At 73.3% G+C, this 19,984-nt stretch carries 19 protein-coding genes; 17 read left to right on the top strand and 2 right to left on the bottom strand.

Annotated features, from left to right (window positions below; all coding sequences use genetic code 11):
- Positions 1-10 precede the first annotated feature (10 nt).
- Both Bra3105_RS05430 and Bra3105_RS05425 read left to right on the top strand, forming a co-directional pair.
- Positions 11-712, top strand: coding sequence for a DUF969 domain-containing protein (locus tag Bra3105_RS05430; protein WP_200503622.1), 702 nt, complete (start codon positions 11-13; stop codon positions 710-712).
- On the top strand, positions 709-1,683 hold the full coding sequence (locus Bra3105_RS05425; RefSeq protein ID WP_200503621.1) for a DUF979 domain-containing protein: 975 nt from the start codon (positions 709-711) through the stop codon (positions 1,681-1,683). Before Bra3105_RS05430 ends, Bra3105_RS05425 begins: the two co-directional genes overlap by 4 nt.
- 89 nt (positions 1,684-1,772) lie before the next feature.
- Here Bra3105_RS05425 and Bra3105_RS05420 read toward each other — a convergent pair whose 3' ends face one another.
- Positions 1,773-3,440, bottom strand: a complete 1,668-nt coding sequence (locus Bra3105_RS05420; protein ID WP_228358912.1) for a WXG100 family type VII secretion target — start codon at positions 3,438-3,440, stop codon at positions 1,773-1,775.
- A 322-nt stretch (positions 3,441-3,762) separates the two neighbouring features.
- On the opposite strand from Bra3105_RS05420, the gene Bra3105_RS05415 reads away from it, so the two are divergent.
- The 9 genes from Bra3105_RS05415 to ffh all read left to right on the top strand — a co-directional run bounded on the left by Bra3105_RS05415 (position 3,763) and on the right by ffh (position 13,974).
- On the top strand, positions 3,763-5,136 hold the full coding sequence (locus tag Bra3105_RS05415; protein ID WP_228358911.1) for a bifunctional folylpolyglutamate synthase/dihydrofolate synthase: 1,374 nt from the start codon (positions 3,763-3,765) through the stop codon (positions 5,134-5,136).
- A gap of 2 nt (positions 5,137-5,138) precedes the next feature.
- Positions 5,139-5,555 carry a DUF4233 domain-containing protein gene (locus Bra3105_RS05410; RefSeq protein ID WP_228358910.1) on the top strand — a complete coding sequence of 139 codons (417 nt, stop codon included), beginning with the start codon at positions 5,139-5,141 and terminating at the stop codon, positions 5,553-5,555.
- Between the two features lie 89 nt (positions 5,556-5,644).
- On the top strand, positions 5,645-6,067 hold the full coding sequence (ndk, locus tag Bra3105_RS05405; RefSeq protein WP_228358909.1) for a nucleoside-diphosphate kinase: 423 nt from the start codon (positions 5,645-5,647) through the stop codon (positions 6,065-6,067).
- Positions 6,068-6,221: 154 nt separating this feature from the next.
- On the top strand, positions 6,222-6,371 hold the full coding sequence (locus Bra3105_RS05400) for a hypothetical protein (protein WP_193636296.1): 150 nt from the start codon (positions 6,222-6,224) through the stop codon (positions 6,369-6,371).
- 83 nt (positions 6,372-6,454) lie between these two features.
- Positions 6,455-7,963, top strand: a complete 1,509-nt coding sequence (gene ftsY / locus Bra3105_RS05395; protein ID WP_228358908.1) for a signal recognition particle-docking protein FtsY — start codon at positions 6,455-6,457, stop codon at positions 7,961-7,963.
- 174 nt (positions 7,964-8,137) lie between these two features.
- Entirely contained in the window at positions 8,138-9,568 is a 1,431-nt protein-coding gene (locus tag Bra3105_RS05390; protein ID WP_228358907.1) for an ammonium transporter, read from the top strand.
- On the top strand, positions 9,565-9,903 hold the full coding sequence (locus Bra3105_RS05385) for a P-II family nitrogen regulator (protein ID WP_228358906.1): 339 nt from the start codon (positions 9,565-9,567) through the stop codon (positions 9,901-9,903). Before Bra3105_RS05390 ends, Bra3105_RS05385 begins: the two co-directional genes overlap by 4 nt.
- Entirely contained in the window at positions 9,893-12,241 is a 2,349-nt protein-coding gene (locus tag Bra3105_RS05380; protein WP_228358905.1) for a [protein-PII] uridylyltransferase family protein, read from the top strand. The genes Bra3105_RS05385 and Bra3105_RS05380 overlap by 11 nt, the downstream gene beginning before the upstream one ends.
- Before the next feature lie 143 nt (positions 12,242-12,384).
- Positions 12,385-13,974, top strand: a complete 1,590-nt coding sequence (gene ffh / locus Bra3105_RS05375) for a signal recognition particle protein (protein ID WP_228358904.1) — start codon at positions 12,385-12,387, stop codon at positions 13,972-13,974.
- Positions 13,975-13,999: 25 nt separating this feature from the next.
- Here ffh and Bra3105_RS05370 read toward each other — a convergent pair whose 3' ends face one another.
- Positions 14,000-14,926, bottom strand: a complete 927-nt coding sequence (locus Bra3105_RS05370) for an SRPBCC family protein (RefSeq protein ID WP_228358903.1) — start codon at positions 14,924-14,926, stop codon at positions 14,000-14,002.
- A gap of 113 nt (positions 14,927-15,039) precedes the next feature.
- Here Bra3105_RS05370 and Bra3105_RS05365 point away from each other — a divergent pair, with 113 nt between their 5' ends.
- The 6 genes from Bra3105_RS05365 to rpsP all read left to right on the top strand — a co-directional run bounded on the left by Bra3105_RS05365 (position 15,040) and on the right by rpsP (position 19,983).
- A complete protein-coding gene (locus Bra3105_RS05365; RefSeq protein WP_200503610.1) occupies positions 15,040-16,236 on the top strand; it encodes an amidohydrolase family protein in 1,197 nt (398 codons plus the stop codon).
- Between the two features lie 77 nt (positions 16,237-16,313).
- On the top strand, positions 16,314-16,955 hold the full coding sequence (locus Bra3105_RS05360; RefSeq protein WP_228358902.1) for a DivIVA domain-containing protein: 642 nt from the start codon (positions 16,314-16,316) through the stop codon (positions 16,953-16,955).
- A gap of 146 nt (positions 16,956-17,101) precedes the next feature.
- A complete protein-coding gene (locus Bra3105_RS05355) occupies positions 17,102-17,338 on the top strand; it encodes a hypothetical protein (RefSeq protein WP_228358901.1) in 237 nt (78 codons plus the stop codon).
- On the top strand, positions 17,335-17,841 hold the full coding sequence (locus Bra3105_RS05350) for a MarR family winged helix-turn-helix transcriptional regulator (RefSeq protein ID WP_228358900.1): 507 nt from the start codon (positions 17,335-17,337) through the stop codon (positions 17,839-17,841). The genes Bra3105_RS05355 and Bra3105_RS05350 overlap by 4 nt, the downstream gene beginning before the upstream one ends.
- 65 nt (positions 17,842-17,906) lie before the next feature.
- Positions 17,907-19,280 (top strand): Nramp family divalent metal transporter, encoded by a 1,374-nt coding sequence (locus Bra3105_RS05345; protein ID WP_228358899.1) that lies wholly within the window; start codon positions 17,907-17,909, stop codon positions 19,278-19,280.
- A gap of 202 nt (positions 19,281-19,482) precedes the next feature.
- Positions 19,483-19,983: a 30S ribosomal protein S16 gene (gene rpsP / locus Bra3105_RS05340; RefSeq protein WP_228358898.1), complete on the top strand. Its 501-nt coding sequence runs from the start codon at positions 19,483-19,485 to the stop codon at positions 19,981-19,983.
- Position 19,984: the final 1 nt, after the last annotated feature.

Here is a 19,984-nt window from a genome sequence, read left to right as displayed (position 1 = left end):
GGAAGCGCCCATGTTCGTCCTCATCGGGGTCGCGCTGGTGATCATCGGCTTCGCCCTGCGCATCAACCCCCTCCTGGTGGTGACCGTCTCCGGCATCGTCACCGCCCTGATCGGCGGCCTCACGCCGGTCGAGATCCTGAACACCTTCGGGACCGGGTTCGCCGGGTCCCGCTCCATCACCACCTTCGTGCTCGTGCTCCCGGTGATCGGCCTGATCGAGCGGTACGGGCTGCAGGCCGCGGCCGGCAACCTGATCCGAAGGCTGAGCGGCCTCACCGCCGGGCGGCTGCTCGCCCTCTACATGCTGATCCGCCAGGCGACGGCCGCGATCGGCCTCCAGTCCGTCGCGGGCCCCGCCCAGACGGTGCGGCCGCTGGTCTACCCGATGGCGGAGGCCGCCGAGGAGCGGCGCCGAGGAGCCGCTCCGAATGAGAAGGCCACCGAGACCATCAAGGGGTACTCGGCCTCGGCCGACACCGTGGGCGTCTTCTTCGGGGAGGACGCCTTCGTGGCGATCGGCTCGATCCTCCTCATCACCTCCTTCGTGGACACCACCTACGGGCTCACCCTCGAGCCCATCCAGCTGGCGCTCTGGGCCGTGCCCGTGGCCGTGATGGCCTACCTGGTGCACGGCACGCGGCTGCTGCGGCTCGACCGCAGGCTCGACCGGCTCGCCGGCGCCGTCCCCGTCCCGCAGGGAGGCGCGAAGTGATCTCCAACGAATGGCTCTACTGGCTGATCGGCGCCTTCTTCCTCACCGTCGCCGTGCTCGTCGCCACGCACGAGGACCACTCGCGCAGGCTCGGCTCCGCGGCGTTCTGGGGGCTGCTGGGCCTCTCGTTCTTCTACTCCACGTTCGTGACCGCCGGCTCCGCGCCCGCCTGGGTGCTGGGCCTCGCGGTGCTCGCGATGGTGGCGATCGCCGGATTCGGCGGACTCGGCAAGGGCACCGAGCACACCACCTCCGAGGAGGAGAGGGAGGGCTTCGCAGCGCGGCTGCGCGGGCGGCTGTTCATCCCCGCGCTGCTCGTGCCGATCGTCACCGTGATCGTGGCGCTGCTCGGCCCGCGGCTCAGCGTGGGCGGCGAGCCGCTGCTCGCGGAGGGCTCGGCCACGCTCACGGGGCTCGGCGTGGGCGCGCTGGTCGCCCTCGTCGTCGCCTGCATCATCCTGCGGCCGCCGCGCCTGTCGGTCCCGTTCACCGAGAGCACGAGACTGCTCGAGGCCATCGGCTGGGCGGCGCTGCTCCCGCAGATGCTCTCGACCCTGGGGACCCTGTTCACGGAGGCCGGCGTCGGCACGGCCGTCGGCGACATCTTCGGGTTCATCGTCCCCGAGGACGTCCTGGTCTGGGGCGTGATCGCGTACTGCGTCGGCATGGCGGTGTTCACCGTGATCATGGGCAACGCCTTCGCGGCCTTCCCGATCATGACCGCCGCCGTGGGCTGGCCCATCCTCGTGGAGAACTTCCACGGCAACGCCCCCGCGGTGTTCGCCCTCGGGATGCTCGCCGGGTTCTGCGGGACCCTGTGCACGCCGATGGCCGCGAACTTCAACATCGTGCCGGCCGCGCTGCTGGAGATGAGGAACAAGTACGGCGCGATCGCCGTGCAGATCCCGACGGCGCTGATCATGCTCGTGCTCATCACCGTGTTCATGTGGGGCTTCGCCTTCTCGCACTGAACATCGGCCTGCGGAGTCTGCGGGCCCGCGGGGAGGGCGGCGGCGCCGCGACGGTCGGCCCTGGTCCGGGACGACCCGACCGGACGCCGTCACGGCTCGCCGCGCCCGACGTCGACCACGGTCGAACGGGAGACGTACGTGCCCTCGCCGATGTACCGGCCGTCGAGATCGCCCTGGAGCGCGGACAGGACGGGGTCGGAGGCGGTGTGCTCCTGGATCGATCCGTAGTAGTAGGCGTCCGGGGAACCGCTCTCGAAGGACTCATGGTTCGCCTCGATCCCGCGGACCCCGTCGCTCGCATGCTGCGTGCTCCCGGGCAGAATCACCTCGTGCACGTTCGGCGCGCTCAGGGTGCCGCCTCCCATCTGGGCGCCCTGCAGGTCCAGCTCCGCGATCGGATCGCCGGTGTACTCGAGGTCCGGTCGGTGGGAGGTGCCGAGGGAGAGGTGGGGAGCCAGGCCGACGGGGCCGTGCGCCACATTGACGACCTGGGTCGAGTCCTGGGAAGGGATCACCGTCTGCACCGGGGAGCCCGCCGAGAAGCTGTGGGTCACGTTGAAGGTTCCCTCCGCGCCGCAGGTGCTGTTGAAGCTCGGGTCCGCCGCGAGGTGCGAGGTGATGATCCCGCCCTGCGAGTGCCCCACGAGCATGACGTCGGCCCCGGCGGGGACGTCGGCGGCCGTCATCGCCGCGCGCACGTCGTCCATCGCGGCAGGGTCCTGGCCCGCGACGAGCCGCAGGTTCGAGCCCCAGTCCCGGGAGTTGCCCGTCTGGCCGTAGGCGCCGGAGAGGTCCTGGACGTCGGGGCCCTCGGTGGGCGGCACCTGCACGATGTACACGGGATCGCCGCCGGACGTGCTGCGCACCTCCTGCACGCCGATCTGCCCGGTCGCGAGCGCGCCCGCGGAGTCGGCGCCGCGGCCCTTCATCCGCAGGGAGTCGTTGCCGATGAGGAGGTCGCCCAGGTCCCGCGGGCTCGTCGACGGCGCGTCGTCGACCCGCACATCGGAGACGATGCCGCCGGGACGGTCGTCCAGGAAGGCGGTGTCCTGGTCGTCGTCGCTGACCGCCTCGGAGGTCACGGCACCGGCGGAGCCGAGCGTCACGACCCCGGAGGCCCCGAGTTCCGCGTACGTGGGCGCTCGCTCGCCCGCGGCCCAGTCCTCGAGGATCCCCCCGAACCGGTCGCCGTCCCGGCGCAGCTGGCCGATGGCGTCGCTGCGCCGACCGGAGCGATCCAGCCCCAGCTCGAGGACGTCGAAGCCCGAGTCCCAGCTCCGGCCGACCGCATCGGAGACCGAGTGGGCGGTGCCGGAGAGGAGCTGCTCCCCGGGGTGCTCGAGCCAGTCGGGGATCACGGGGTTGTCGTCCCGCAGGTACCCCTGGTGCATGTCCGACGACGGCGCATCCGGGATCCCCGAGACGGGGTCCGATGCGTCGGGCGCGCAGACGCCCAGCGCTCCCGGTTCCGAGCCACCCGTCCCGCCCGCCCCGCCCCCGCTGCCCTGGGCGCTCGAGGCCGCGTCCTGGTCGTCGGCCTGCGCGGCGGCCTGCTCGCCTCGCGAGGCGAGTGCCGCGGTGGCGGACCGGAAGGCGTCCAGGGAGAGCAGCGCCCACAGGGAGCGGAAGGCCTCCGCGTCCGGTCCGCTCCACGCGGCGCCCGCGACGGCGGCGTCCAGATGCGACTGCCATGCCTCGAGCCGGTCGGCGGCGCCGCGGAGCTGCTCGGCATGATCGCGCACCTGTGCGGTGTCCATGCCGCAGAAGCCGCTCATCGTCCGACCCCTGCCGCCACCGGTCCCACCGTCTCCCGCCGGACCTCCCGGAGTCCCGTCAGTCCCTCGGCCATGTGCCCCTCCTCGCCCGCCGCTCGCGCCGCGGGACGGCCCCCGCGGTGCATGCCGGTCAGGCTAGGAAGACGGTGCCCGCGCGACCACGGCCCGGCGCCCGTTGTGGATGGGCGCACGATGGGGAGGACCCGTGAGGGCGTTCCCCGGCGCGCGCTCGTAGACTGGAGGACGGCCGCCGGCCGTCGGCCGCCGCACTCCACCCCGCCCCACCCCGTCCCGAGGAGCCGCAGTGCCACGTCCGTCCCGTCCGGAGCTCGGCCCCCAGCTGCGCGAGGTCTACGCGGCGCTGCTCGAGCGGGCGCCCGAGAACCGCATCGAGCCCGACCTGAGCCGCATCCGCCGGGTCATGGAGCTGATGGGGGACCCCCAGAACTCCTACCGCTCCATCCGCATCGCCGGCACCAACGGCAAGACCACGACCGCCCGCATCGCCGAGGCGATCCTGCGCGCCGCCGGCCTGCGCACCGGCCGCACCACGAGCCCCCACCTGCACTCCCCGGCCGAGCGGATCGCGATCGACGGCGAGAGCGTCGACGAGGAGACCTTCGTCCAGGCCTACCGGGACGTCGAGCCCTTCGCGCTGATGGTCGACGAGGAGTCCCGTGCGGCCGGCGGCCCGCCCCTGACCTACTTCGAGTACCTCACCGCGATGGCCTACCAGGCCTTCGCCTCCGCCCCCGTCGACGTCGCCGTCGTCGAGACCGGCATGGGCGGCACCTGGGATGCGACCGGCGTCGTCGATCCCGACGTCACCGTCATCGCGCCCATCGGCTTCGACCACCAGGAGTACCTGGGCGAGACCATCGAGGAGATCGCGGGGGAGAAGGCCGGGATCCTCACCTCCCGCGCGCTCGCCGTGATCGCCGAGCAGAGCGAGCCCGGAGCGTTCGACGTGATCCGCGAGCGCCTGCTCGAGCTGGGCACCGAGGCCGCGATCGAGGGCGACCAGATCGGCGTGCTCTCGCGCACCCCCGGCGTCGGCGGGCAGCTCGTGACCTTCCAGGGCATCGCCGGTCGCTACGAGGACGTGTTCCTGCCGCTGCTCGGCGAGCACCAGGCCCACAACGCCCTGCTCGCGATCGCCGCCTGCGAGGCGCTGCTGGGAGGCGGCGAGCAGGTGCTCGGCGCGGACCTGCTCACCGAGGGCCTGGCGACCGTCACCTCCCCGGGCCGCGCCGAGGTGGTGCGCCAGGCGCCGACGATCCTCGTGGACGCCGCCCACAACCCCGCGGGCGCCGAGGCGCTGGTCGCGACCGTGCGCGAGAACTTCCGCTTCACCCGCACCATCGGCCTGGTGGGGATCCTGCAGGAGAAGGACGCCGAGCAGCTGCTCGCGACCCTCGAGCCGCTGCTGGACACCGTGGTCGTCACCCAGTCCTCCTCGCCGCGCGCGATCCCCGCCGACCGTCTCGCCGACGTCGCCCGCGACGTCTTCGAGGACGAGGACCGCGTCATCGAGTCCGCCTCCCTGCCCGATGCGATCCAGCGGGCCGTGGACCTCGCGGAGGCCTCGGGCGACCAGTTCGGCGGGGTCGTCGCCGCGGGCTCCGTGACCCTCGCCGCCGAGGTCCGTGACCTCCTCGGCGTGGCCGAGGAGGTCTGAGCATGGCCCTGCACCTCACCCCGTCCCAGCGCCCGCACGGGGCGCAGCGCATGTTCAGCTCCACCACGCTCACCGTCGAGGCGCTCATCGTCTTCTTCGCGGCGCTCGTCTCCCACCAGCTGAACCCCGAGGACCGTGTCCCCGTGTGGACGATCTCCCTGATCAGCGCCGTGCTCCTGCTCGCCTGCGCGGGCATGCTGAAGAAGCGCGCCTGGCCGTACGTGCTCGGCGCCCTGCTGCAGATCCCGATCCTGCTGCTGGGGCTGTGGGTGAGCGCCATGTGGATCGTGGGCGCCCTGTTCGCCGTGCTCTTCGTGTACGGCGTCCTCAAGGGGCACGCGCTGGACCGGGAGAAGGACGCAGTCGACGCCCGCTACTGGGCCGCCCATCCCGAGCAGGCGGACACCCCGGGAACCTGATCCCTCGGTCGAGGGCTGGTCGAGGGCTGGTCGAGGGCTGGCGGACGGCGGTGAGGCGCCGTGCGGGCACGACCGATACAGTGCCCTCCATGACCGAACGCACTCTGATCCTGCTCAAGCCCGACGCCGTCGAGCGCGGCCTGCGCGGCGAGATCCTCCGCCGCCTCGAGGCCAAGGGGTACGGCATCGTCGCCCTCGACCAGCGCGTGGCCGACGCCGACACCCTCGCCGCCCACTACGCCGAGCACGAGGGCAAGCCCTTCTACGGCCCGCTCGTCCAGTACATGGGCTCCGGCCCGCTCGTCGCCGTCGTCGCCGAGGGCGAGGGCGTCATCGCCGGCTTCCGCTCGCTCGCCGGCGCCACCAACCCGACCGAGGCTGCGCCCGGCTCGATCCGCGGCGACCTCGCCCGCGAGTGGGACGCCCCGGTGATCCAGAACCTCGTGCACGGCTCCGACTCCGTCGAGTCCGCGACCCGCGAGATCGGGATCTGGTTCCCCGCGCTCGGCTGAGCCCGCTCCGCGCAGCACCGCGGCCGACGGCCCCGCTCCCGCGCCCTCATGGCCCGGGGGAGCGGGGCCGTCGCCTTTAGTCTGTGAGCAAGGCGACACGCGGTCGTCCTCTCGGATGATGGAAGCGGAGGCCCCTCCCGCTGAGAATGAACCCATGGGCATCGTCATGATCGTCTTCCTCCTCTTCGCCGTCCTCGTGGGGGCGCTCGTCCTCGTGCTGACCGCGCTGAGCTCGCGCGCCGTCGAGCGCGCCGAGGACGGCACCGTGCTGCGCGGCTCCTCGCGCACCCGCCGCGACGCCTGAACGCGCGGTCCGCACCTCCCTCCGTCCCGCCTACACTGGGCGAGGCCTGCGCCGCCCGGCGCCGTTCGACCCGGAGGTGACCTGTGGACCCCAATGACATCCTCGCCGCCCTCGCCGGCACCGGCGGCGGCATCGTCGTCATCGGCGCCGGAGCCTGGGCATGGGTGCGCAGCCGGCGTCGCCGCGGCCAGGGCGGGGATCAGGACGCCGAGGGCCGCCAGGACTCCCAGGGCGCCGGTCGCGCCGATCGCACCGGCGGCTCCACCGCCACCGCGCAGAAGCCCCGCACCGACCGGCCCGCGGCCCCGACCTGGGGCGACACGCTCTCCGAGCCCGCCTCGCCGTCCGCTCCCGCGACGCCCACGGCCGGCAGCGCCTCCGCGCGCGCCGCCCACCCCTCGAACCCCGTCATCCCCGGCACGGAGCCGGGACGCACCGCGACGCCCGACTCCGCCTCGACCAGCGCCTCGCCGTCGGCCCCGGCCGATGGCCCCGAGGCCGCGGAGACCACGGAGTCCACGGAGGCCACGGAGTCCGCTCAGGCCTCCGGGACCACCGAGGCGCCCGCCGAGCTGCCGGAGACCGACGCCCAGGCGCCCGCGGACGCCCAGAGCGCAGAGACCGCGCCGCCGCTCGAGACCCCCGAGCCCGCCGGCAGCCGTATGGAGCGCCTGCGCGACCGGCTCTCGCGCTCCGGCTCGCTCGGCCGCGGCCTGCTGGGCCTGCTCACGAGCGGCACGATCGACGAGAGCACCTGGGACGAGATCGAGGAGACGCTGCTGCTGGCCGATCTCGGCCCCGACGCGACCGACGAGCTCATGGAGAACCTGCGCCGCCGGATCCAGGTCATCAGCACCGACGACCCCGCGCAGATCCGCGAGGCCCTGCGCGCCGAGCTGCTCGCCCTCGTCGACCCGAGCCTGGACCGCCGTCTCGCCGCGACCCGCCGCGAGGCGCCCGACGGCACCGAGGTGCCCTCCGTCGCCCTCATGGTCGGCGTCAACGGCACCGGCAAGACCACGACCGTCGGCAAGCTCGCCCGCGTGCTCGTCGCCGAGGACCGCAGCGTCGTCCTCGGTGCGGCCGACACCTTCCGCGCCGCGGCCGCCGACCAGCTCGCCACCTGGGGATCCCGCGTGGGGGTGGACACCGTGCGTTCGGACCGCGACGGGGCCGACCCCGCCTCGGTCGCCTTCGACGCCGTCGCCCAGGGCATCGCGCAGCAGGCCGACGTCGTCATCATCGACACCGCCGGCCGCCTGCAGAACAAGAAGGGCCTCATGGACGAGCTCGGCAAGGTGCGCCGGGTCGCCGAGAAGGCCCTGCACGGCGACGGCGTCGCCGAGGTGCTGCTCGTGCTGGACGCGACCACCGGGCAGAACGGCATGCAGCAGGCGAAGGTCTTCTCCGAGGTCGTCGACGTGACCGGCATCGTGCTCACCAAGCTCGACGGCACCGCGAAGGGCGGCATCGTCGTCAACGTGCAGCGCGCGCTCGGCGTCCCGGTGAAGATGGTCGGGCTCGGGGAGGGCATGGACGACCTCGCCCCCTTCGACCCGCACGGCTTCGTCGACGCGCTCCTGGAGGCGTGAACCGGCCGGGATCGGCGCGATCCGTGGGCGTCCACGCCCCGGACCCGAGATCACAAAAGGATCACGGCAGGGCCTGGAGGAGCGGACGACCAACTCTGCGCCGCACGATGTGGGGACGATCCACCCGGGTCGCGCCGGGCCCTCGGCCCGGGCCCTCCGAGCCAGGACACCGACATGGCCTTCACCCTCGATACGGGAGCCACCGCGTGGCTCCTGGTCAGCGCGTCCCTCGTGCTGCTCATGACGCCCGCCCTCGCCTTCTTCTACGGCGGCATGGTGCGCGCCCGCACCGTGCTCAACATGATGCTGATGTCCTTCGCGGCCCTCGGGGTCGGCGCGATCGTGTGGACCCTCGTCGGATACTCGATCGCTTTCGGCGACGACACCGCGGGTCTGTTCGGCAACCCCTTCCAGTTCTTCGGCCTGCACGGCGAGGACGGTCAGTCCCTCCTGGCCGAATCGGGCGTCCCCTTCCTCGTCGCCGCAGGGTTCCAGATGACCTTCGCGATCATCACGGTGGCACTGATCTCCGGTGCGATCGCGGACCGCGTGCGCTTCGGAACCTGGATCGCGTTCAGCGCGATCTGGATCATCGTCTGCTACGCACCCATGGCGCACATGGTGTGGGGCGGCGGACTGCTCTCGGCCGACGGACCCTTCGCAGCGATCGCCGAGCCGATCGACTTCGCAGGCGGCACTGTCGTGCACATCAACGCGGGCACGGCCGGCCTTGTGCTCGCCCTCATCGTCGGCAAGCGGCTGGGGTGGCGCAAGGACCCGATGAAGCCCCATAGCCTGCCGCTGGTCATGCTGGGTGCCGCCCTGCTCTGGTTCGGCTGGTTCGGCTTCAATGCGGGCTCGGCCGGCACGGCCGATGCCACGGCCGGACTCGCCTGGGTGAACACGACGGTCGCGACCGCTGCGGCGATGCTCGGCTGGATGATCACCGAGAAGATCCGGGACAAGAACGTCACCAGCCTGGGAGCCGCCTCGGGCGTGGTCGCGGGTCTGGTGGCGATCACGCCGGCCGCCGGCTCGGTGAGCCCGATCGGCTCGATCGTGCTCGGCGCGATCGCCGGCATCGTCTGCGCGCTGGCGGTCGGGCTCAAGTACCGTCTCGGCTTCGACGACTCGCTCGACGTCGTCGGCGTGCACCTCGTCGGCGGTCTCGTGGGCACCGTGCTCATCGGGTTCCTCGCCACCGACAGCGGCCTCCTCTACGGAGGCGGGGTGCGCCAGCTGCTGGTCCAGATCGTGATCGCCGTTGCGGCCGTGATCTTCTCCGCCGTGGTGACGACGATCATCGCGCTGGTGCTCAAGGCCCTGATGGGCTGGAGGGTCAGCGAGGAGGACGAACTCACCGGGATCGATGTCACCCACCATGCCGAGACGGGATGGGACCTCATGGGGGGCTTCGGCTCCCGTCGGGCCGCGGGTTCCCCGCAGAGCACGGGTGCCTCCACCGGTTCAGCGGGCTCCGCCCCGTACGGTGAGACCATGTCCGCGCATGCCGCTGCGCAGGATCCGCCCACCGACAGCTCGTCCCCGGAGGACGACCGCGAGTCCCGCCCCGCCCAGACCGCCACCACAGGAGAGCCCCGATGAAGCTCGTCACCGCCATCGTCCAGCCGCACGCGCTCAACGACGTCGCCGACGCCCTGCGCGAGTACGGGATCGCCGGGATGACCGTCACCCAGGTCGCGGGCTACGGCCGCCAGGGCGGCCACACCGAGGTCTACCGCGGCGCCGAGTACCGCATCGACCAGATCCCGAAGTCCCGCATCGAGATCGTCCTGCCCGACGAGAGCGTCGCCGAGGCGGTGGACCTCATCGTGCGCAGCGCGCGCAGCGGTCGCATCGGCGACGGCAAGGTCTGGGTGACCGACGTCGTCGACGTGGTGCGCGTGCGCACGGGGGAGCGGGGCGCGGATGCCATCTGAGCCGCTGCCCGGCAGGCGACTCACCCACGTCCTGCACGCGGGCTTCGCGGACCCGCAGGCCGGCCCCTCCCGGCGCCGCGAGCACGCCGTCCTGGTGGACGAGTGGCTCGGCGAGCTCTGGGAGGCGGCCGGCCCGCCGACGTCCGGAGCCGCCCTCGCCGCGATCGGCTCCCTGGGCCGTCTCGACCTGGGGCCGATGAGCGACCTGGACCTGATCCTGCTCGTGGACCGCGAGCAGGTCGACGAGGAGGAGGCCTCCCGTCTGGCCGCGGGCCTGTGGTACCCGATCTGGGACTCGGGGACGTCCCTCGACCATGCCGTGCGCAGCCCCGCCGAGTGCGCCGAGGTGGCCCGCGAGGACCTGCGGGCGGCGATCTCCCTGCTCGACCTGCGCCCCGTGGTCGGCGACGCCGCGCTCGTCGACGAGTCCGCGGCGCGGGTGAGGGCGCAGTGGCGCCGCGACGCCCGGCGCTTCACCGAGGACATGATCCGCATCGCCGAGGACCGGGAGGGCCGCTACGGCCAGCTCGCCCACTCCACCGAGCCCAACCTCAAGTCCGATCGCGGCGGCCTGCGCGACGCCGTCGTGATCCGCGCCTTCGCCGAGTCCTGGCTCGCCGACCACGACCACCGTGTGCTCGAGGAGGCATCCGACGTGCTGCTGGACGCCCGCGACGCCCTGCAGACCGTCACCGGGCGCAGCACCACGCGGCTCGCCCGCGCGGAGCAGGACGCCGTCGCCGCACTCACCGGCCACGACACCGCCGACGACCATCTCGCCGCCCTCGCCGACGCCTCCCGCGCGGTCGCCTGGCAGCTGCACCGCACCGTGCGCGCGGCACGCGCCGCCGCGGCCCCGGGCGGGCGCGGCACCCGCGGACTGGGCGCCGACCGTCGCCCGGCCCTCACCCGCCACCCGCACGGCGTCATCGTCCAGGCCGACGAGATCTCGATCGACCCGCGCGTCACCGACCCCCTGCGCGACCTGGCCGCGGTGCGGCTCGCCGCGACCACCGGCATGCCGCTCTCCGATGCGACCCTCACCCGTCTCGCCGCCGGGTCCGCTCGCGCCTCCCTGAGCTCCGTGCAGCGCGACGTGCTCGTGGACGCGCTCGCCGGGGAGCATATCGGCGCCGCCTACGAGGCCCTCGACGTCCACGGGGCCTTCGGCCGCTGGGTCGCCGGTTGGGACGGGGTGCGCAACCGCCCCCAGCGCTCGCCGGTGCACCGCTTCACCGTGGACCGTCACCAGATCGAGACCGTCCGCGAGTCCCAGGCGATGCTGGGCACCGTCGACCGGCCGGACATCCTGCTGGTCGCCGCCCTCCTGCACGACCTCGGCAAGCGCGCCGGCAGCCGCGACCACGCCGCCGAGGGGGCGCCGCTCGCCCGCGCCGCCGCCCTGCGCCTCGGCTTCGACGCGAGGGACGCCGACCTCGTCGAGCTGCTCGTGCGCGAGCACCTCACCCTGGTCGAGCTCGCGACCGGGCGCGACCTCTCGGACGCGAGCACGCTCGAGGCCCTGCTCCAGGCCGTCGGCCGCGACCTGACGACCCTCGAGCTGCTGCGCGCCCTCACCGAGGCCGACGCCCGCGCGGCCGGCCCCGCCGCCTGGTCCTCGTGGCGCTCCCAGCTCGTCGACCACCTCACCGCGCAGGCCCGCGACGCCCTCACCGGCACGCCCCGCGCCCCGCGCGACCTGCTCGCGCCGCAGCGCGCCGTCCAGGAGGCCGTGCGCGAGGCCGTCGTGCGCACGGGCTCCGCCCAGGTCCTCTATCCCGCCCCGACCGACGAGGAGCCCATCACCCAGGTGTGCCTGGGCGCGTCCGACGGGCCCGGGGTCTTCGCCGCCCAGGCGCGCGTCCTCGCCCGCCACCGGATGGACGTGCGCAGCGCCGTCGTGCTCACCCTCGACGGCGTCGCCGTGAACACCTGGTGGGTGACGGGCAGGCCGTCGGACCAGCCGCACCCGACCGCGCTGCGCTCGGCCCTCGAGAGGGAGCTGCGCCGCCGGGAGGATCCCGCGGCGCGCGTCCTGGACGTCGACCCCGGCGCCCCGCCGCGCACCGCCGAGGACGCCCCCGTGGTGACCCTGCTGCCCGGGGCCTCGAGCGAGGCGACCGTGGTGCAGGTCAACGCCCGCAACCGCCCGAGCCTGCTCGCGGACGTCGCCGAGATGATCACTCTCCTCCGCCTCCACGTGCGCAGCGCCCACGTGATGACCCTCGGCCAGCGCGCCGTCGACGTCCTCTACCTCACCGATGCGCGCGGGCGTCCGCTCGAGGCGCCGATGGTGGGCCGGGTCATCGCCGCGCTCATGGATGCCGCCGCGACCTGAGCGGCGCGAGTGTGCTCCGCGTGCGAGGGGTCCGAGGGCGACCCGAGGGTGAGGTGGGCCGCGCCGGGGCCTTGCGGCCAGGATCCGCCCCGCGCGGCTGACTACACTGGGGCGGTCCGTCCGAGCAAGGGGAAGCCGCTTTCGTGTTCAACAACCTCTCCGACCGCATCACCGCGTCCCTCAAGGGGCTGCGAGGCCATGGCCGTCTGAGCGAGGCGGACGTCGACAAGACGATCCGCGAGATCCGCCGCGCCCTGCTCGACGCCGACGTCGCCGTCCCCGTCGTCCGGGACTTCACCGGGCGCGTGCGCGAGCGCGCCCTCGGCGAGGAGGTCTCGAAGGCCCTCAACCCCGCCCAGCAGGTCGTGAAGATCGTCAACGACGAGCTGGTGGACGTCCTCGGCGGCGCCACCGGCGAGCTCACCTGGGCGAAGAACCCGCCCACGGTCATCATGCTCGCGGGCCTCCAGGGCGCCGGCAAGACCACCCTCGCGGGCAAGCTCGCGAAGTGGATGAAGGACCAGGGGCACACGCCGATGCTGGTCGCGGCCGACCTCCAGCGGCCCAACGCCGTCAACCAGCTGCAGATCGTCGGCGAGCGCGCGGGCGTGCCGGTCTTCGCCCCCGAGCCGGGCAACGGCGTGGGCGACCCGGTGCAGGTCGCCCTCAACGGCGTCTCCACCGCGCAGTTCCAGCAGCACGACGTCGTCATCGTCGACACCGCCGGCCGGCTGGGCGTCGACGAGGAGATGATGCAGCAGGCGCGCGACATCCGCGACGCCGTGCACCCCGACGACACCCTCTTCGTGGTCGACGCGATGATCGGCCAGGACGCCGCGCGCGTCGCGGAGGCCTTCCGCGATGGCGTCGGCTTCACCGGCGTCGTCCTGTCCAAGCTCGACGGCGACGCCCGCGGCGGCGCTGCCCTCTCGATCACGGGCGTCACCCAGCGCCCCATCCTCTTCGCCTCCACCGGCGAGCAGCTGGGCGACTTCGAGCGCTTCCACCCCGACCGCATGGCCGGGCGGATCCTCGACATGGGCGACGTGCTCACCCTCATCGAGCAGGCCGAGCGCACCTTCGACCAGGCCGAGGCCGAGAAGACCGCGAAGAAGCTCCAGAGCGGCCAGGACCTCACCCTCGACGACTTCCTGGGCCTCATGCAGCAGGTCAAGAAGATGGGCAGCCTCAAGAAGATGCTCGGCATGATGCCGAACATGGGGCAGTTCCGCGACCAGCTCGACAGCTTCGACGACAGCCAGCTGGGCCGCATCGAGGCGATCATCCACTCGATGACCCCTTCCGAGCGCGCCGACCCCAAGCTCATCAACGGCTCGCGCCGCTCCCGCATCGCCAAGGGCTCCGGCTCGACCGTGCAGCAGGTCAACCAGCTGCTCGAGAACTTCAAGAACGCCCAGCAGGCCATGCGCTCGATGGGCCGCGGCGGCGGCGGAGGCATGCCGGGCATGCCCGGGATGCCCGGCATGGGCGGCGGCAAGAAGTCCCGTGGCCGCATGCAGGCCCCGGCGAAGAAGGGCAAGAAGTCGAAGTCGAAGAACCCGGCGAAGGCGGCCCGCGAGGAGGCCGAGGCCGCGCGCCGCGCCGCCGAGGAGCCCGCGGACTCCGGCTCGGCCTTCGGCCCCGGCGCGGGCGGCGGGTCCTCGGACCTCTCGGACATCGATCCCTCGCAGCTGCCCGCGGAGATGCAGAAGCTCTTCGGCCGCGGCCGCTGAGCCGCCGCGCGATCCTCGCGGGTCCTCAGCCGCCGAGCACCTCGGCGAGCTGGCCCAGGGTGGACTCCCAGCCCTGCCGGTAGTTCTCCGGCAGGGAGTCCTCGGCCCAGGGGCCCGTGTGGCGCACGCGCAGACGGGTGTTCCCCGGGGACGTCCCCTCCTCCAGGCGCAGGTCGATCGCCTCGTCGGCCGCGGTGCCGCTCGCCTCGGACCACACCCAGGTCGCCGCGAGGCGGGCGGGGCGCTCGACCACGAGGCGTTCGAGGTCGAGGGTCGTGGCGATCCTCGGGGCGGTGATCCGGGCCGCGCCGCGCTCGCGGTCGAGCTCGACCTCGACGTCGTCCCAGTGGCGCCACCACCAGGACGCGAGCCCCTCGCGCGTGGTCAGCGCCTCCCAGACCCGCTCGGGGGAGGCCGGCAGCACGCGCTCGATCTCGACGGGGCGCTGCGTCATCAGGTGCCAGCGCTCGGCGGCGGCGGTCTCGATCGCCGCATCGTCCTCCGCGTCGGCCGCCTCGCAGCCGAGCTCCCGGGCGAGGGCCTGGAGCACCTGCTCCCAGCCGCCGCCGTAGCCCTCGACGTGATCGGGCTCGGCGAGGGAGTGGCGCACCCCGATCTCGCTGCCCGCACCGTCCGGCCCGGGGCGCACGCGCGCGTGCAGGACGCTCTCGCGCTCGCCCTGCCAGGACCACGTGGTCGCCAGGTGCTCAGGGTCCAGCAGCAGGAGCCGGCCGACGGCTGCGTCCGAGGCCTCGTCGCCCAGTCTCAGCTCGAAGGCGTCCCCGGCCGCGGCCGGATCCCCGTCGAGGGCGCCCAGCCAGCGTCCGCGCCGCTCGGGGTCGGCGAGGGCCTCGCGCACAGCCTCGGGCGCGGCGGAGACGCGGCGGAGCAGCACCAGCTCGGGGGACTCCGCCGTCCCCAGCAGGAAGCGGGAGGTCGGGTGCGTGCTCATGGGTGCTCCTTCGACGGTGGTGAGTGACGCACGGCACATCCAGTGAAGCACTCCGGGGTCTCGAACGACAGCCCTCGCCCTCGCGGCGGCCCGCTGCTCGATAGCCTCGGGGCATGCGCACCGATGCCCCCTCCGTCCGCGCCGCCCGCGAGTCCTTCGCCGAGGGCCGACGCCCCGCCGCCGACGGCCCCGCCTACGACCGCGCCGAGGCGACGGCCTCGCCCGTCCTGCACCTGACCGGGCCGATCCTGCTCGGGCCCGAGGAGGAGCTCGCCGAGGCCTGGGTGGCGGGCGGGCGCATCCACCACGAGAAGCCGGACCTCCCCGCCGGGACCGGGATCGAGCGGATCGACGGCTTCGTGCTGCCCGGCCTCGCGGACCTCCACTGCCACGTGGGCATCAGCGACGAGGGCACCGCGACGGGACTCGAGGGCGCCCGCGCCCAGGCGCGCATCGACCGCGACACCGGCGTGCTCCTCATCCGCGACGCCGGCTCCATCACCGACACCGCGCCCCTGCAGCGCGAGGCCGATCTGCCCCGCATCGTCCGCGCGGGACGGCACGTCGCCCGCACCCGTCGCTACCTCATCGGCTACGCCCACGAGGTCGACCCGGAGGACCTGCCCGCCACCGTCGCCGCCGAGGCCGAGCGCGGCGACGGCTGGGTGAAGCTCGTCGGCGACTGGATCGACCGGCAGGTCGGGGACCTCACCCCGACCTGGTCGGCCGACGACTTCCGCGCCGCGGCCGAGGCCGCGCACGCCCACGGCGCCCGCATCACGACGCACACCTTCGACGAGGAGACCCTGCCGCTGGTCCTCGACGCGGGCTTCGACTGCCTCGAGCACGCGACCGGTCTCACGGGCGACACCATCGCCCGCGCCGCCGAGGCGGGCGTGCCCGTGGTGACCACGCTCGTGAACGTCGACGAGTTCGAGACGTACGCGAGCCAGGGGGAGCGGAAGTTCCCCGACTACGCGGCGCACATGCGGCGCCTGCGCGCACGGCGGTTCGAGCGCACGCGCGACGCCCACGACGCCGGCGTCCAGCTGCTCACCGGCACGGACGCCGGGGGAGTGCTGGGCCACGGCATCATCCACGACGAGCTCGACGAGCTCGCCGCCTGCGGGCTCGATCCGCTCGCGATCCTCCAGGCGGCCTCCTGGGGGCCTCGCGCGTTCCTCGGCGCCCCCGGCCTCGAGGACGGCGCCCCCGCCGATCTCCTCGTCGCGTGCGAGGATCCCCGCCGCGACCATCGCGCGCTGCGGGATCCCGCGCACATCGTGCTCGGCGGCGCGGTCATCCGCTGACGGCGGCATCCGCTCACGGCGGCGGTCGTTCCCTCCATCCCCTTCATCCCATCCCACTCCGCTCCGGGAGAACCACCATGACCGTCGACCCCTTCGGCTCCGCCTCCGACCCCACCGCTCCCGACCCCGCCGCCCCCTCCGACGCCGACGTCGTCGCGCTGCTCACCGGCGCACGGTTCGTGACGGTCAAGGGCTTCGGATCCGGCTACGACTGCGAGGAGGTCGACCAGTACCTCGACCGCCTCGCCCGGGAGGTCGGGACCTCCGGGCGCCGGCGCGACCTCGAGCTGCTCGGCGGGATCTCCGACGTGCGCTTCACCCCGCGCATGTCCGGCGTCCGCTACGCGATGGACTCGGTCGACGACTTCCTGGACTCCCGGGCGGCTCCCGCCGTCGCCGCCGTGCTGGGGCGGGCGCAGGGGGCGAGCCGCATCGCCGAGGGCACCGCGACGGGTGCGATCGCGGCCGAGCTGCAGGAATCGCGCTTCGCCCCGGCGCGCCGCGGGGACCGCTACGACATGGACGGCATCGACCAGCTCCTGGACCAGGCCTTCGCGGCGCTCACGGCCGAGGGCGACGAGCACTCCCGCGCGGCCGCCGCCCTGCAGCTGCTCCTCGGCGGACGGCCCACCGCCGTCCGCCGCCTGCGCGAGGGGTACCGCAGCGCCGACGTCGACGACTTCCTGCGCGGCATCGTCGAGCGGCTGCGCGGGATCTGAGCGCCGCGCCGCCGTCCGACGGGCGGCGGCCGCCGTGATGCCCATCGCCCTCTCGGCCCAGGGGTGGCCGAAAGGCGCTCCGCGTCGCACAATGGATTTGTGCACCAAACATTGGTGCGCAAGGCACCGACGTCGACGGAGGGCACATGGACAGGCCACGCGGCACCGACTCCTTCTCCTGGCTGTATCGCACCGGGTTCCGGACGAGCTATATCCTGCTGCACATCATGGGGCCGGCCACGCTCGACTCGGCCATCGACCCCCGCGCCCGGCGCAAGCGCGAGTACCTGCGCCGACGCGACCTGCATCGGCAGTGGCGCGAGAGCAGGCGGACGGACAGCGAGAGCAGGCAGACGGACCAGCGGGAGGAATCCTCGACGTGAGCGGGACTCGAGCAGACGCGGGCGCGACGAGCGATGCCGCGCGGCAGGAGGTCGACCCCCTCGCGCTCGAGAACCAGGTGTGCTTCGCCATCACGCGCGCGTCCCGCGGGATCGTCGCGGCCTACCGGCCCGTGCTCGAACCCCTGCATCTGACGCATCCGCAGTACCTGGTCATGCTCGCCCTGTGGCAGGAGTCCCCGCTCTCCCTGAAGGAGCTCAGCTCCCGGCTGGCTCTGGACCCCGGGACCCTGTCGCCCCTGGTGAAGAGGCTCGAGTCCACCGGCTATCTCGAGCGGACCCGGGCCTCGGAGGACGAGCGCTCGCTCGCGATCGTGCTCACCGACACCGGCCGGGCCCTGCGCGAGCGCGCGCAGGCCGTCCCCGGCATCATGCGCGAGCGCCTGGGGATGGACGAGGACGAGGTGCAGGCGCTGCACGCCGGGATGATGAAGGTCGTCGAGCTCGCGGCGCGCTCCGAGCGGGGCGGGCCCGCGGAGATCTGACGGGCGTCGGGCGGACGGCGCGCCGCGGTGCGCGGACGGCGGCCTCGGCCCTGTAGCGTCGGCGCATGCACTCCGAGGACGCAGCGCACCCCTCCCCGCACCCCAGAGATCGCACCGACGCCCCCTCGACGTCGGAGGCGCCCACCGCCGTCGACGCGGTCGAGGAGGCCTCCGGCCCCGCCCGCTGGCGGATCATCGGACCCGGCCTCGTCGTGGCCGCGACCGGCATCGGCGCGGGCGACCTCGTGGCGACCCTCGTCGCCGGGTCCCGCTACGGCTACGCCCTGCTGTGGGCCGCGGTCGCCGGCGTCGTCATCAAGATCTTCCTCGTCGAAGGCGCGGGCCGCTGGACGCTCGCCACCGGGCACTCGATCTTCGAGGGCTGGCGGCGCGTGGGCCGCTGGACCTCCTGGTACTTCGGGCCCTACATCATGGTCTGGGGCTTCGTGTACGGTGCGACCGCCATGAGCGCCTCCGCGCTGCCGATCGCCGCGCTCGTCCCGCAGCTGCCCGTGATCGGCGACATCGGTCTGTTCGCCCACATGCCTCTGGCCGTCTACGCGGTCTTCTCGGGTCTGGTCGGCGCGGGGCTCGTGTGGTTCGGCCGCTACCACGCCCTCGAGAAGGTCGTCGCGGTGCTGGTCGGCATCATGTTCGTGACCGTCGTCGGCGCGGCCGTCATCACCCTGCCGAACATCCCGGACATCCTAGGAGGGCTGATCCCGCGGATCCCCGAGGGCGGACTCTGGTACACCCTGAGCATCGCGGGCGGCGTGGGCGGCACCATCACGCTCGCCGCCTACGGCTACTGGCTCACCGAGAAGGGCTGGTCCACGTCGCGCTGGATGCGCGTGATGCGGATCGACAACGCGATGGCCTACGTCATCTCCGGCATCTTCGTGGTCGCGATGCTCATCGTCGGCGCCGAGCTGCTGTACTCCAGCGGCATCGCGATCGGCGAGGAGGACCGCGGTCTGCTGGATCTCGCGGACGTCCTCGCCTCCCGCTACGGCACCGCCATGAGCTGGGTCTTCCTCATCGGCTTCTGGGCATCGTCGTTCTCCTCTGTGCTGGGCGTGTGGAACGGCGTCTCCATCATGTTCGCCGACTTCTGGGGCAGCGCCCGCAAGCTCCCCGAGGACCACCCGAAGCGGCGCATCGGCGGCACCTACTACCGCTTCTTCATCCTCTGGCTGACGTTCCCGCCGATGCTCCTGCTGCTGCTCGGCAAGCCCGTGCAGGTGATCGTCGCCTACGGCGTGCTGGGGTCGCTGTTCATGCCCTTCCTCGCGATCACGCTGCTGGTGCTCATGAACTCCCGGCACATGCCCGAGCGCTGGCGCAACGGCTGGGTGCTCAACGCGATCCTCGGGATCGTCGCGGTCGTGTTCATCGCGCTCGGCGGCAATCAGCTCGTGGGCGCGATCGCCGGCGCCTGAGGCGGGGGAGGGGCCGTGTGCCTCGGGGCACACGCCCTCGCCTGGCGACCGCCCGTCGGGCCTGGCATAATCGACCCCTGTATGCGCGCCGACCGGCCCTCTACCCGTCTTCGCGCGTCACCCCGAGACGCGTCAGCGCCCGCATGACCCCACAGGCTGCGGCGCGGCTCACCCGAACATCGCCGAAGGAGAGTCCACACTCGTGGCCGTCAAGATCCGTCTCAAGCGCATGGGCAAGATCCGTGCACCGTTCTACCGCATCGTCGTGGCCGACTCGCGCAAGAAGCGCGACGGCGCCGTGATCGAGGAGATCGGCAAGTACCACCCCACCGAGCAGCCCTCGTTCATCGAGGTCCAGTCCGAGCGCGCGCAGTACTGGCTCGGCGTGGGTGCGCAGCCCACCGAGCAGGTCGCCGCGATCCTCAAGGTCACCGGCGACTGGCAGAAGTTCACCGGTGAGGGCGACGCCGCCGGCTCCCTCAAGGGCGCCGAGTCCAAGCAGTCCGCCGAGGACCTCATCGCCGAGGCCGACAAGGCCGCCGCCGCGTCCCGCGAGGACGCGAAGAAGGCCAAGGACGCGGACGCGGCCGAGCAGCCCGAGGGCCAGGACGTCGAGCCCGGCTCCGAGGAGGCCCCCGCCGAGGGCGAGACCACCGCCGAGGCCGACGCCGCCGCCGACGACGCGAAGTCCGACGAGGCCTGAG

Source organism: Brachybacterium halotolerans subsp. kimchii (genome assembly GCF_020792675.1).
In the GTDB taxonomy this organism is placed as follows: domain Bacteria; phylum Actinomycetota; class Actinomycetes; order Actinomycetales; family Dermabacteraceae; genus Brachybacterium; species Brachybacterium halotolerans.
The sequence above is the reverse complement of the archived record's forward strand: the minus strand, read 5'-3'. Positions and strand labels throughout refer to the sequence as shown.